The 13,357-nt window shown below is 46.1% G+C and carries 11 protein-coding genes; 2 read left to right on the forward strand and 9 right to left on the reverse strand.

Features of this window, described 5'->3' with window-relative positions; genetic code table 11:
• Positions 1 to 5: 5 nt before the first annotated feature.
• Both MWG26_RS14710 and MWG26_RS14715 read right to left on the reverse strand, forming a co-directional pair.
• Positions 6 to 515: a hypothetical protein gene (locus MWG26_RS14710; RefSeq protein WP_025656885.1), complete on the reverse strand. Its 510-nt coding sequence runs from the start codon at positions 513 to 515 to the stop codon at positions 6 to 8.
• Between the two features lie 126 nt (positions 516 to 641).
• The gene (locus MWG26_RS14715) at positions 642 to 1,559 is read right to left on the reverse strand and encodes a LysR family transcriptional regulator (protein ID WP_025656884.1); all 918 of its coding nucleotides are present in this window, start codon (positions 1,557 to 1,559) and stop codon (positions 642 to 644) included.
• Between the two features lie 182 nt (positions 1,560 to 1,741).
• Here MWG26_RS14715 and MWG26_RS14720 point away from each other — a divergent pair, with 182 nt between their 5' ends.
• Complete coding sequence (locus MWG26_RS14720) at positions 1,742 to 2,416, forward strand: MgtC/SapB family protein (protein ID WP_025656883.1); 675 nt, start codon at positions 1,742 to 1,744, stop codon at positions 2,414 to 2,416.
• 317 nt (positions 2,417 to 2,733) lie between these two features.
• Here MWG26_RS14720 and MWG26_RS14725 read toward each other — a convergent pair whose 3' ends face one another.
• From MWG26_RS14725 to MWG26_RS14750, 6 genes are all read right to left on the reverse strand, one after another.
• Entirely contained in the window at positions 2,734 to 3,765 is a 1,032-nt protein-coding gene (locus tag MWG26_RS14725) for a LacI family DNA-binding transcriptional regulator (RefSeq protein ID WP_025656882.1), read from the reverse strand.
• 136 nt (positions 3,766 to 3,901) lie between these two features.
• Positions 3,902 to 5,383 (reverse strand): 4-alpha-glucanotransferase, encoded by a 1,482-nt coding sequence (gene malQ / locus MWG26_RS14730; protein ID WP_044927208.1) that lies wholly within the window; start codon positions 5,381 to 5,383, stop codon positions 3,902 to 3,904.
• Positions 5,384 to 5,400: 17 nt separating this feature from the next.
• Positions 5,401 to 6,273 (reverse strand): carbohydrate ABC transporter permease, encoded by an 873-nt coding sequence (locus MWG26_RS14735; protein ID WP_025656881.1) that lies wholly within the window; start codon positions 6,271 to 6,273, stop codon positions 5,401 to 5,403.
• Positions 6,273 to 7,115 (reverse strand): carbohydrate ABC transporter permease, encoded by an 843-nt coding sequence (locus tag MWG26_RS14740; RefSeq protein WP_025656880.1) that lies wholly within the window; start codon positions 7,113 to 7,115, stop codon positions 6,273 to 6,275. Before MWG26_RS14740 ends, MWG26_RS14735 begins: the two co-directional genes overlap by 1 nt.
• A 218-nt stretch (positions 7,116 to 7,333) precedes the next feature.
• Complete coding sequence (locus MWG26_RS14745) at positions 7,334 to 8,695, reverse strand: ABC transporter substrate-binding protein (RefSeq protein ID WP_240285796.1); 1,362 nt, start codon at positions 8,693 to 8,695, stop codon at positions 7,334 to 7,336.
• A 346-nt stretch (positions 8,696 to 9,041) separates the two neighbouring features.
• Positions 9,042 to 11,276 carry a glycogen/starch/alpha-glucan phosphorylase gene (locus MWG26_RS14750; RefSeq protein WP_465221130.1) on the reverse strand — a complete coding sequence of 745 codons (2,235 nt, stop codon included), beginning with the start codon at positions 11,274 to 11,276 and terminating at the stop codon, positions 9,042 to 9,044.
• A gap of 221 nt (positions 11,277 to 11,497) precedes the next feature.
• Here MWG26_RS14750 and MWG26_RS14755 point away from each other — a divergent pair, with 221 nt between their 5' ends.
• On the forward strand, positions 11,498 to 12,382 hold the full coding sequence (locus tag MWG26_RS14755; RefSeq protein ID WP_025656878.1) for an AraC family transcriptional regulator: 885 nt from the start codon (positions 11,498 to 11,500) through the stop codon (positions 12,380 to 12,382).
• A 30-nt stretch (positions 12,383 to 12,412) separates the two neighbouring features.
• Here MWG26_RS14755 and MWG26_RS14760 read toward each other — a convergent pair whose 3' ends face one another.
• A complete protein-coding gene (locus MWG26_RS14760) occupies positions 12,413 to 13,243 on the reverse strand; it encodes a PHP-associated domain-containing protein (RefSeq protein ID WP_025656877.1) in 831 nt (276 codons plus the stop codon).
• Positions 13,244 to 13,357 lie beyond the last annotated feature (114 nt).

The raw sequence follows: 13,357 nt of genomic DNA on the forward strand, positions 1-13,357 counted from the left end.
CCAATTTATGGCGTAGTAGCTTTAGACAACTCTCCGCTTAGAACAACTGTATATTCACCTGACGTAGCCGCATCTGTAGGAGTAACTTCAACAGTATAGTCCTTTCCTGTCGCAGCCGCTGTCTCATCATTAAATGTAGATTCTGTCACAATTGAATTTCCATCTTTGATTACTGCTTCAACATCATTAACCGGCGTTCCAGTGGTATCCGTTCCCTTATACACAGTCGCTGTAAGGGCTAATGTTGTTTTCGTGCCAGTTGGTACGCCTGTTGCCTTAATATTAATCGGGGCGCTTTTATATACAGGTGCCGTTCCCCATTCAGTATCTGTCTCCGTATACGTAACCGGATCAGTAGGTGCCGCCACTTCTATCTTATTTCTTAGTGTTACTGTTCCTGATGCAGAATCACTCAACTGATCCCACACCGCATAAGACCCCGCCATAGTTACCACGATTGCTCCTGCTGTTAAGAACCCCAGCATTTTCTTTTTACTTAATTGCCATTTCTTCATACCAAATTCCCTCCTAAGGTTTGCTACAATTTTTAACTGACTTCAGTATATACTGGAACAGGAGGTTTGGCTAATGCTTATATCTTATTATCCCGTGATACGTATTGATTATCACGGCAAGGGTTTTTAGTCGGCGTAGCAGTCCATGAAGAGTTTCAAAAAGTCCTCGGCCTGCGGGGACAGTATCTCTCTTTTGCGCTTTATCCAGATTAATTTCTGGTATACATCACAGTGATTCAGTAACAGGCTGTTGATCTGGCCTCTTTTTAACTCTTCTACCTGCCATTTGTTCCCAAATATAAAGGATTCGGTTCTTTTTACCATGTTGATGATTGCATGGTAGTTATTCATTTGGATTGTCTTATCAAAATCGCTGACTTGGAGCTTACCGTCTATTGTCATGCTGTTGTTTATATTGGCGAAGAAGTCGAGCGGAAGCCTGACACGGCTGTATGGCAGCAGTTCTTCAGCATCTATGGCAGTCCTCTCATAAAATGGATTCTTTTTCCCTAACTGGACATACAGGGGACCCTCGCCGATCTCATGCATTTCCAGCTCTTTTAGTTCGGTCAGCTTGTGGAAAGCGGCTCTCTGCATGTTGTTGATTGTCACGATTCCAATGTCAGCCTTGGTCTGCTCAACCTGGTTCAATACATCTTCGATCGTCGTCTCTATGATATGAATACCGGTTCGTCTGGCGCGAATTGTCTCGTAATACTGGTAGATCATGTCATCCCGCATAATCAATTTGCCGATTGCGATACTTATTCTCGATTCTATGTATTTTTCAGTATTCATCTTAATCTTAGAAATCTCATCGACTTGCTTTAGGATTGATTTGGCATAATAATAGAACCCCTCGCCGAATGTAGTCATCTCCACACCCTTATTTGTTCTGTTCAAAAGCGCTGACCCGAATTCATGCTCCAGATTATGTATCGCCCGGGTCAGGTTCGGCTGCGAGACATACAGGCTGGCTGCAGCCTTACGCATACTCTTCTGCTCCGCTATCTCCACAAAGTATTTTAAATCTTTTATCTCCATTTGTTCCGCCCTCAAAATTGTACTCTTTTCAAGAATTATACCTCATTTGCGCATACAATGATAGCAGAAGAGCCTGAAAAACTTTTCCAGTTTTTGTGTTTTCCCCTCTTCCATGGTAAAATAATATTAAGAATAAAAATCTTTTATCTAAGCAAACCCGGATACGGGAAGGAGGAACCCTTATGTTGCCACAGATACTTGTACAGCTTGAATATCTTGCCAGAATTTTAGGTGCGGCTCTTTGCGGTATGGTCGTGGGATATGAGCGGGAAAATCATTTTAAAACCGCCGGAATCCGTACCCATACAATCGTAGCCCTCGCTTCCGCCGTCATGATGATTATCTCCAAATATGGTTTCAATGATATACTGCCGCTGAATCACATCGGTCTTGACCCCTCCCGTGTGGCAGCAGGCATTGTAACTGCCATCGGATTTCTCGGCGCAGGCATTATCTTCACCCGCAATGTAACCGTCAGCGGTCTCACAACTGCCGCCGGTATCTGGGCAACCGTAGGAATCGGGATGGCTTTCGGGGCTGGAATGTATGTGCTCGGAGTAATGACGACCATCTGCATTATTATAATCCAGTTCATCCTGCACAAAAATTTCCGCTGGCTCAAAACACTTTCAATCCAGCAGATCACCCTCGAGATCCGGGAAACAGATCATCTCAAAAGCATCCTGAAAGATTCCTTCGCCATCAGAGACCTTAAGATTCTAACGATGAAAGCAACCCGAATAGACGAAGAGACATTGAAACTAAAACTGAACGTGGCATTCCCGGACGATTATACATTCCAGGATGTCATAGACCTGCTCAAAGAAAACCCACAAATCAAATCCGTAGACATCTAGTGGGGGGAACGAATGTGGTTTTGTTACTTTTGCGGATGGGGGACACGTATGAGGAGGGGAGTCCGGCGCCTGGCGGGGCAATGTCTGCTGGTGAAATGTCCTGACACTTCGCGAAGAAGCTGTAGAAGAAAACGGAAGGGGAAGAGAGGTACCTGCCGCATTTGGCCCGAATGCCGATGCATTCGCGCCGCAGGCGGCATCAGAATTTGCCTGGTAAGGCAAATTCTGCCCTCTCTTCCCCTTCCGTTTTCTTCAACAGCTTCTAACGCTTGCTTTATGGACTTTTCACCAGCAGACATTGCCCCGGCAGGCGTCCCTCACACCAATCCCCTGGTAGACTCCCGAACCAGCAATTCTCCCGGAAGCACAACCTTTTTATGCTGCCCGTTCTTCCGTATTATGTTAAACAGCAGGTCGATTGTAACCTTCGCCATCTTCTCTACCGGCTGACGGATGGTCGTCAGGGCCGGAGTATAGTATGTCCCGATCTCCAGACCGTCAAATCCCGCCACTGAACAGTCCTGCGGAATCTGGATACCGGCCTCTGTGAGTGCACGGCATGCCCCGATTGCAAGACTGTCAGCAATCGCATATACCGCTGTGAACTCCTGCTTTTCCGCCAGCAGAGACTTCATGAGACGGTAACCGGTCTTCATGGAATAGCTGTCTGTCACGTAGTCCATATGGCAGATCAGCGCTTCATCCGGCTGTATATGATTGTCTTCCAGCGCCTTCAGATATCCCTCGAACCTGAGTTTACCAATACTTTCATCCTCTTTATCCGCAGATATAATTGCAATCCTTTTGTGTCCTGCCCTGCACAGATAATCTGTCATCTTATAGCTCTCGGCATAATCATCCACCGAGACGGAAGACCAGAGCGGTCCCTCCTCCGACTCTTCATTGACGATCCCTGAGGTACTCAGGACAAACGGGACATCCAGCTGTGCAAGATGCTCACTGGAGTGCGTAATAAAGCCGCCCAGGAAGATAATTCCCTTTAATTTTTTTTCTTTGACCAGCTCAATCGCCGCATCCAGTTCGTTCTCGTGTTCCTCCACCCTCTGCAGGATAAACGTATACTTCTTCCGCTGAGTTTCCTGTTCGATAATTCCTATCATGTCATTGAAGAAGGGATTCGTTATCCCTTTGACCAGAACTGCTATGGCTTTGGCATCGGAACGTTTCAGGTTCCTTGCACTGTTGTTAGGGATGTAATTATGCTCCTTAATCACCCGCATAACCATCTCTTTCGTCTCCGGATTGATATCCGGATGATTGTTGATTGCACGGGATACGGTGCTGACTCCTACCCCGCATATCCTGGCTATATCCTTAATTGTCTCCATGCTGATCCCTGCCCTTATTCAGTATTTTGGACATACACGCTCCGCCGGGCCGATTTTATTTTTAATAGAAGTTTCTCTTCGGTATGCTGTCCTTTACGAGATAGAAGGCCGTAACAGTTCAGACATGTCTAAACTGTTACAGACGACCGTATAGTTTCGTTATCTTACGTATCTCTTCTATAAGAGTATCATTTAACTCACCTTTTTTCAACCGCCATACCCAATTATTTCCCAGTGTCGAAGGCGTATTGATCCTAGCCTCACTATCTCTGCAGAGATAATCCTGAACCGGAATCACACACAGCTGTGCCACACTGCTCATGGCCATAGCGATAAAGTCCCATGCCAGCTCATCTTCATCCAGCGCATGCCTATGCAGATATTCTTTTGCAAAATCACGGCACTCCTTATCCACATGATGATACCAGCCCCGTGTTGTATCGTTGTCGTGGGTCCCGGTATATACCACGCAGTTTGGGGTATATGTGTGAGGCAGATAGTTCGCCGATTCTCTGGAATCAAATGCAAACTGTATGACTTTCATCCCCGGAAAACCAGTGTCTTCCAAAAGCTTCAAGACACTGTCTGTTAAAAACCCCAGATCCTCCGCAATAATATTCAGCCTGCCGAGCTTCTCCTCCACTGCCCTGAAAAATTCGATTCCCGGCCCGGGCATCCATTTGCCGTTCACGGCGGTCTTCTCACCGTAAGGAATCGCATAGTATTCGTCAAATCCCCGGAAATGATCGATACGGACGATATCATACAGCCGGAAGCAGTGGGCGATTCTCCGCATCCACCATGCATAGCCGGTCTTTCTATGATATTCCCAGTCATACAGCGGATTTCCCCACAGCTGCCCTGTGGCGGAGAATCCATCCGGCGGACAGCCTGCGACCGCGGCCGGTTCCTTATTCTCATCAAACTGGAACAGCTCCGGAGCCGCCCAGGTATCAGCACTGTCAAACGCCACATAGATCGGAATATCGCCGATGATCTCTATGCCCTTTTCATTGGCATAGGCATGCAGCCGTTTCCACTGCCTGTTGAATTCGAACTGCTGGAAACGGTAGAAATCAATCTCTTCTGCCAGTTTCCCTCTGGCCTCCTCCAGGGCTTTCTCATCTCTGTCCCTGTAAGGAGCTTCCCATTCCCGCCAGCTGACGCCGCCATGCTGGTTTTTCAGGGCCATAAACAAACAGTATTCGTCCAGCCATTCCCTGTTATCCTCCAGGAATTTACGGTATTCCTCATTCCGGCTGCCGTCAAACCTGCGGTACGCCTGCCTCAGAATTTTAAATCTACCCAGATACAGCTTTTCATAATCTATACAGTCCTTCGTTTTCCCAAAATCATATGATTTACATTCTTCCTCTGTCAGAAGTCCTTCCCGGATTAAAGTCTCCAAATCTATGAAATACGGATTTCCGGCAAATGTAGAGAAAGACTGGTACGGGGAATCCCCATATCCGGTCGGTCCCAGCGGAAGAATCTGCCATTTACTCTGTCCCGCCTTTTTTAACTGATCCACAAACTCATAGGCTTCTTTTGAAAAACATCCAATCCCATACTCGGAAGGCAATGCGAAAACGGGTAATAAAATTCCACTTTCTCTCATCGCGTTTCCCCTTTCTGTTATCCTTTCACTGCCCCTGCAGCCACACCTTTAATAATATATTTCTGGCAGAGCAGGTAGAATACGATGATCGGCAGGATTGCCAGAACCAGCATACCCATCATGGCTCCCATATCCACCGAACCATATCCGCCCCTGAGATACTGCACTGCAATCGGGATCGTCTGATAATCGCTTCCCAATACAAGCAGGGGGAGCAGATAATCGTTCCATATCCACATCGCATTCAGAATTGCAACGGTAATTGCTGTCGGCTTTAGTACCGGCAGCACAATCCTGAAAAATGTCTGGATCGGCGTGCAGCCGTCAATCATGGCAGCTTCCTCCAGAGAAATCGGTATCGCCTTGATAAAACCTGCAAACATAAACACCGATAATCCCGCTCCAAACCCTACATATACAAAGATGATCCCCACCGGATTTCCCAGATTTAACGTATCTGTCACCTTGGACAGCGTAAACATCACCATCTGGAACGGTACAATCATAGCAAAAACAAACAGATAATACAAGACCGTAGATATTTTGCTTTTTACCCGTGTCAGCCACCATGCCGTCATCGCCGTCAGCAGTACGATCAGCAGCACGGAAAATACCGTTATGAAGATGGAATATCCGGCCGCCTTGATCAGCCCTGTTTTAGCCACGCCGTCAATATAGTTATTCAGGCCCACGAACGTATCGCTGCTGGGAAGTGCAAAAGGCTGGTCGCTGATATAAAGCTTACTCTTAAAAGAGTTGATAAATACCAGGATAATCGGGAATATAAATACCAGAGCCAGTACGGCAAAGATCACGGTCATCAAAGCCCCTGTGCCTTTTGATACTTCCATTGTCTGTACTTCTTCCTGTTTTCTCTTCTTTCCAGCCATTAGCTTTCCACCTCCTTATTTCGCGTGAAATAGAGCTGCGTCAGCGCCAGGATTCCTACTATTACAAAGAAAATAACCGCTTTTGCCTGGCCTACGCCCTCCCAGCCGTTTCTATTATAGAAAGTCGTATAAATGTCCAGCGCCAGCATTGCCGTCTTCTTGGACGGGGCACCTGCAGTCAGCGCCAGGTTCTGGTCAAAGAGCTTGAAGGAGTTGGTCAGAGTCAGAAACAGGCAGATCGTCACGGAGGACATCACCATCGGTATGGTCACTTTGAACAGCGCCTGCAGCTTTGTGGCCCCGTCAATCTTGGCGGCCTCCACCAGTTCTGTAGGGATATTCTGGATGCCCGCGATATAGATAATCATCATATATCCGATAAGCTGCCAGTTCATGAGAATAATCAGGCCCCAGAATCCGTATTTCGCATCTGTCGTTATGGTCACTCCGAATCTGGCAAGCACGCCGTTGATCATCAGCTGCCAGATATAACCGAGCACGATACCGCCGATTAAGTTCGGCATGAAAAATGTAGTACGGAACAGATTTGTTCCCTTGATTCCTCTTGTCAGCGCATATGCAAAGATAAAGGCGATTACATTAATGCTGATGACAGAAACAATTGTAAACTTTACGGTAAACCAGAGGGCATTCAAAAAGTCTTTATTTGAAAATGCCTTCAGATAGTTTTCTAATCCAACCCATCTTGCATTTGTCACTGTGGTAAATTTACAGAATGATAATCCAATACCAAGAACAAATGGAATCACGAAAAATAATGTAAATGCAATCAGTGTCGGAAGCACGAATATGCAAAAATATTTTTTATATGTCTTCTGCATAATACTCCTCCTGTTCTGTATTTGAGGGTGAGGCAGACCGATTTTCCGGTTACTATTCACGGCCTGTTGGCCGCGCATAGTAACGGCATCTGGCTCATTTGAAGTCGCCAATGGCGAGAAGCCAGATGCCCGCCCCCTCACTTTATTGGCTCGGATGCCGTGCAGCCTGGTGCACGGCCCCGTGGATAGTAAGGTTTTCCGCACGCCTCCTTGTTTTTTTATTCAGCTGTTGCTTCTTTTTCTGCTTTCCAGTCTTCGATACACTCTGTTACGACTGTGTTCCATTCCTTATTGCCTGACGCATATTCCAGAAGTGATGCCCCAAGGTTGTCTTTGAATGTCTGGCTCGGGAATGTCTGGAAGTCCCAGGATACACTTGTCAGGTCTGGATTCTCCATATAGCGGATTACTTCCTGTGCCAGCGGGTCGGTCGGCTTCTGGTCGTCCTCAAAGGTGTTAAACGGTGTGATAAATCCCAGTTCATTTGTTACTTTGTCTTTGCCTTCCTCGGAACTGAACAGCCACTGGATAAAGTCCAGAGATGCCTTCTGGTCAGCCTCGGAAGCTTCGCTGTTGATGCAGAAATAGTTCTCGCCGCCCACGCATAAGCCCTGTTTCTCTTCTCCTTTGATGCCTGTATAGATCGGAAGATACTTGATCTTATCTTCTTTTACTGTATTGCCGTCAACGCCGCTGATGTCTCCCCAGGCCCAGTTGCCGTTCTGTACCATCGCTGCTTTTCCAAGCGCAAATTCAGCCATGGAATCGGAAACGGTCTTAGAACCTAACATAGCCGGCTCTGTAACGGAATTATTCAGATAAAGATCAAAAATATTCTTGAACTCTTCGTTATATTCAAAAGTAATCTCTTTCTCATCTTTCACCTCTTTATCCTGATACTCATAATAGATCGGAAGGTTCATCAGATGTGTCTGCCATCTCCAGTCCTCGCCGGGTGCAAAGGATGTGGAAGCAAATACGCCTTCAATGCCCAGCTGGTCTTTCTTGGCTGTCATGTCCTCGGTCACTTCTTTTAACTTATCAAAATTGTTGATCTCTTCGATAGAGGAAGCCTTCGCACCGTCCAGAGCAAAGTATTTATCCATAATCTCTTCATTGTAGATGATGCCGTATCCTTCCACTGCATATGGAATACCGTATACGCCTCCGTCCTCCCCCTTAATGGCCATGTCCTTGTCATTCAGCCAGGAGTACAGATCTGTGTCCGATAGATCCATGCAGTAGTCTTTCCAGTTCTGGTATCCCACCGGTCCATTGACCTGGAACAGCGTGGGAGCATCCTTCTTTGCAATCTCGGACTTCAGCGTCTGCTCATAGGTTCCGGAAGCCGCAGTCTGCACTTTTACCTGCACCCCGGTCTCTTCCGTATAAGCTTTGGCAACTGCTTCCCACTGTTCTGCCTGCTCAGGCTTAAAGCTTAAATAATAGACGGAACCTTTATCATCTTTTTGGGATGATTCGGGGGATACGGAATCTGTTTTATTGCTCCCGCAACCGGCTAAAAGCCCTGCAGTCATCGCTGCTGCCAGTGCAACTGATAAAAACTTTTTCATCTTCATACTTACTTCTCCTTTTCTGAATAAACTTTTTCTTGTTTCCTTTTGTTTTGGAACCGTTATCGGTATCGATGTCGGTAACGTTTCCAATCCTGGTATTAAATATACACCTGCCACATTATAATTGCAATCCCAGAATTAAGATTCTGTAATTTCTCACAGTTTTTTCTTACGTATTTTGTGCAATTTGTACAGGTGTATTGAGATTCGGGACGGGCCTCCGCCGCAAGACGCCGTCCCCAACTGTCTTCTTTTTTCAACATCGCTTTGCGGTGCACTTTGTATCCAGTCATTAGATCTTATACGGTGCAATGCCCAGGCTGTTTTCTGAAGCCAGTATTATACCTTTTTATAGTTTCCAGATATCTCTATTATATTCCTCTATTGTCCTGTCTGAGGAAAAATATCCCGCCTTTGCAATATTAACCAGCATCTTCTTCGCCCATTCGGTCCTGTTCACATAAGCTTTGAGCGCTTCCTCTTTTTTCTTCACATACTCCTTGAAGTCCAGAAGCGTCATAAACCAGTCCTTGCTCAGCAGTTCTTTCTGCAGGCGCTTTAAGTTTTCCTCATTCCCCACCGCCAGCATTTTTTTGCTGGTGATAAAGTCCACGGCCGCCTTGATATCCTGATCTTTTTCATAGAAATCCCGGGACACATAGTCTGCCTTTGCATAGTGTTCAATGACTTCATCGCTGGATGCTCCGAATACAAAAATATTATCATCTCCCACTAGTTGGTGGATTTCCACATTGGCGCCGTCTTCCGTGCCCAGCGTAACAGCTCCGTTCAGCATGAACTTCATATTTCCGGTTCCGCTGGCCTCCTTGGATGCCAGGGAAATCTGCTCGGAAATATCACAGGCAGGGATCAGTTTTTCCGCTTTCGTCACGTTATAATTTTCTACCATAACCACCTGGAGATAAGGGCTTACCTCTTGATCCTTGTTGATAATCTCCTGCAGACATAAAATCATATGAATGATGTCCTTTGCAATTACATAGGCCGGCGCGGCTTTTGCCCCGAAGATAACAGTGATTGGGGTGGACGGCCGTCTGCCCTCTTTGATTTCCAGATATTTGTGGATCACATACAGGGCATTCATCTGCTGGCGCTTGTATTCGTGAAGACGCTTTACCTGGATATCAAAGATGGAATCCGGGTTCAGCTCAAGCCCCTGGGTATCTTTCAGATAACCGCAGAGAACCTGTTTATTCTCCTTCTTTATTTCCAGGATACGGCTCAGTACACTCTGGTCCCCGCGGTAATTCATCAGTCTTTCCAGCTGTTTTGCATCAGAACGGTATCCCGTACCTACAACAAAATCAAGCATTTCAGTGAGCAGGGGATTGCAGTGGAGCAGCCATCTTCTGAATGTAATTCCGTTCGTTTTATTATTGAATTTTTCCGGATAAATCTTATAAAAATGATGCAGCTCATTATCTTTGAGAATCTCGGTGTGCAGAGATGCAACCCCATTCACGCTGAATCCGTAATGGATATCGATATGAGCCATATGAACCGTATCACTTCTGTCTATAACAGCCACACTCTCATCTGCATACTTTCTTCTCACCTTATCGTCCAGCACTTCGATGATAGGAACCAGTTGGGGCACCACCTTTTTCAGATAATCCAACGGCCATTTCTCCAGCGCCTCTGCCAGAATCGTATGGTTCGTATAGGCACAGGTGCGTGAAACAACATCGATAGCCTCATCCATCTCCAGCCCCCGCTCCATCAGCAGTCGGATCAGCTCCGGAATCACCATTGTCGGATGCGTATCGTTGATCTGTATGACCGCGTAATCCGGCAGGTCATAGAGTCTGCAGCCTTTTGCCACACATTCATCCAGAATAAGCCTTGCACCGTTGCTGACCATAAAATACTGCTGATAAATACGCAGCAGGCGTCCATTCTCATCACTGTCATCCGGATACAAAAACAGAGTCAGATTTCTGGCGATATCCTTCTTATCAAATTCAATCCCATCCTCCACAATACTCTCATCTGCAGTCTCCACATCAAAGAGATGCAGCTTGTTTGTTATATTGTTGTATCCCGTAACTTCGATATCATACATTCTGGAATTCAGTGTCATTCCTCTAAAGCTGACCGGATAGGACACATCCGTTTTTGTCAGCCAGCTCTGCTTCTCAATCCATGGATTCGGGGTCTCTTTCTGCAGTTCCTCTTCAAACTCCTGCTTAAACAGGCCGAAATGATAATTCAGGCCGATTCCGTCCCCGTTCAGCCCCAGCGTAGCGATCGAGTCCAGAAAACAGGCCGCCAGCCTTCCAAGTCCCCCATTTCCCAGGGATGGCTCAGGCTCGATTTCTTCGATCTCACAGATGTCTCTGCCGTTTCCCGCCAGAACATCCCGAACCTCATTGTAAATACCCAGATTGATCATATTGTTGGAGAGTAATTTTCCAATTAAAAATTCAGCAGAAATATAATAGAGCTTCTTTTTGCCGCCGTTTCTCTCTTTTTGCCGGGCCATTTCCTGCACGATCTCCAGAAGTGCGGAATATATCTCCTCGTTAGAAGCTTCTGAAACTTCTTTCCCCAGTTTCTGTGTCATAGTATCCTGTATACTCATAATATTACTCCTTTCATAAAAACTCCAATTGGCCTTATATTAAGTCTATGTCAGAAACAGTCCAGGAAGGCCTGAACTGTTACTTATGTTATGCATTTTAATACGATTCCTGTTCATTTTCTTGCAAAATACTCTTAAATTATAGTACAATACTATCATTCTTTGATAAATCACCTACATTATACAGAAAGCGAGGGACCGTTTTGAATATCACGGAGTACCAGAATTACCATGAAACTAAATCCCATACAAATGCTGATTTTCCTTATAATACTTATCTATGTTCCATTCCGCTTGATTTTATACAAGTTCCGCTCCACTGGCACGAAGAAATTGAGTTTATTGTTATTAAAAAAGGTCAGGGCCAGGTATCCGTTAACCTTCAGACCCGGGACATTGCCGCCGGTGATATCGTTTTCATCCCTCCCGGCCAGCTCCACTCGATCCGGCAGAAAGACGGATGCAGCATGGAGTACGAAAATATTCTGTTCAAGCCTGAGCTGCTGGTGTCAGATAGCAGCGATCTCTGTACTACACAGTTTCTGCAGCCTCTGCTGTGTGCAGAACGTGCCGTCCTCACCTTCCTCACCCCCTCCTGTTCCGCATATGCGGATCTTGCCGGCTGCATCAGCCATATTGATGACTTATGCGCCGCCCGGCCGGAGGGATACCAGCTGGCGGTGAAAGGATATCTCTACCAGTTCTTTTTTCTGCTGGTCTCCTCACAGAGAAACAGAGATTCCGCCACAAAAATCAAGACGAAATCTCTGGAAAAATTAAAAACTATTTTAAAATATGTTGAAGATCACTATGCCGATACGATCACGATAGCGGATATGGCCGCCCTTACTTTTTACAGCAAATCCCACTTTATGAAATTCTTTAAGAGCCACATGGATATGGGGTTCACAGAATATCTGAACGACTACCGCCTCAGCATGGCCGCCCGGCTGCTTACCGCCTCCGGCTTATCTGTACTGGAGATTGCCACAAGGACGGGTTTTGACAATCTCTCCTACTTTAACAGGCTTTTTAAACGCAAATACAGGCAGACCCCCGGAGAATACAGAAAGGCCCTAACAGATTAGGCAAGCCTGAAATGTCACAAAAGCTGCCACTTATGACAGCTTTTGTTCTCCTGTATAGTACATTTCAATCGGATCAATGGGATCAATGGGGTTCTCTACCTCCATCTTCTCTTTCCTTCCGTGGCGTTTAAGAAGTTCTCCGCCTTTGTTATAAAACCAGAAAGAGTAGACAAGCACTTTATTGACCTTCCCGATCCGGTCTTTTGTCGTCTTCTCATACAGCGTTCCTCCGGTCTCCAGCTTTGTCTTTTTGTGGATCATGGAGATCAGTTCCGTTTCGCAGTTCACCGGCTCAGGCAGAATGGTATAGGCCCGTCCCACACAGCCCGGCTTATGGGAATCGCTTCCACCCACCGTAACCTTGCCATACTTTTCGGCCAGCTTCAAGGCGCCTGCATTGGATGCCTCGGATTCACAGGAATTAAATACTTCCACAAAATCAAAACGCTTCATCACTTCCGGGTTCGTATAAAATCTCTTTGTATTCGTAATGCTCAGATACTTCTCGCCGCATGGGTGCGCAGGCCCGAGAATCCCACCGTTGCGGTGCACCAGGTCAATCAGGACGGAAACGGGCATGCCGCGCATCTCCAGCAGCCTCATCTTAACCCCCTCCGGCATGATAACCAGGATGTGTCCGGCATCCCTTGTGTCATACTCGATTCCCTTCAATACAATAAAATCGGTATGGATCTTCCCCTTCATGTGATGCTTCCAATAGCGGTATCCCTTATAAGTATTGTGATCTGTCACCACCATACCTTGAAATCCTTTGCTCTTTAGAATCGTAATGTATTCATCCAAGCTTACTTTGCTGTCTATAGAACCTTCCTTTACATGGCAGTGCATATCAATCTTCATAAGTAAGCCCCCTTTTTAGTTTATATATTTATATGTATTATACAACTTTGTCAGAGGGCTGGCAATAAATTCACAGTCTTTTCATCTGCCACTTTTTTTCAGTGTCCTGTGCTT

This window comes from Faecalicatena contorta (assembly GCF_022835095.1).
GTDB classification, from domain to species: domain Bacteria; phylum Bacillota; class Clostridia; order Lachnospirales; family Lachnospiraceae; genus Faecalicatena; species Faecalicatena contorta.

Excerpts from the sequence above, each read along its gene's own strand:
- MWG26_RS14710 (WP_025656885.1), bottom strand. The coding sequence starts at position 515 with ATGAAGAAATGGCAATTAAGTAAAAAGAAAATGCTGGGGTTCTTAACA.
- MWG26_RS14715 (WP_025656884.1), bottom strand. The coding sequence starts at position 1,559 with ATGGAGATAAAAGATTTAAAATACTTTGTGGAGATAGCGGAGCAGAAG.
- MWG26_RS14720 (WP_025656883.1), top strand. The coding sequence starts at position 1,742 with ATGTTGCCACAGATACTTGTACAGCTTGAATATCTTGCCAGAATTTTA.
- MWG26_RS14725 (WP_025656882.1), bottom strand. The coding sequence starts at position 3,765 with ATGGAGACAATTAAGGATATAGCCAGGATATGCGGGGTAGGAGTCAGC.
- malQ (WP_044927208.1), bottom strand. The coding sequence starts at position 5,383 with ATGAGAGAAAGTGGAATTTTATTACCCGTTTTCGCATTGCCTTCCGAG.
- MWG26_RS14735 (WP_025656881.1), bottom strand. The coding sequence starts at position 6,273 with ATGGCTGGAAAGAAGAGAAAACAGGAAGAAGTACAGACAATGGAAGTA.
- MWG26_RS14740 (WP_025656880.1), bottom strand. The coding sequence starts at position 7,115 with ATGCAGAAGACATATAAAAAATATTTTTGCATATTCGTGCTTCCGACA.
- MWG26_RS14745 (WP_240285796.1), bottom strand. The coding sequence starts at position 8,695 with ATGAAGATGAAAAAGTTTTTATCAGTTGCACTGGCAGCAGCGATGACT.
- MWG26_RS14750 (WP_465221130.1), bottom strand. The coding sequence starts at position 11,276 with ATGACACAGAAACTGGGGAAAGAAGTTTCAGAAGCTTCTAACGAGGAG.
- MWG26_RS14760 (WP_025656877.1), bottom strand. The coding sequence starts at position 13,243 with ATGAAGATTGATATGCACTGCCATGTAAAGGAAGGTTCTATAGACAGC.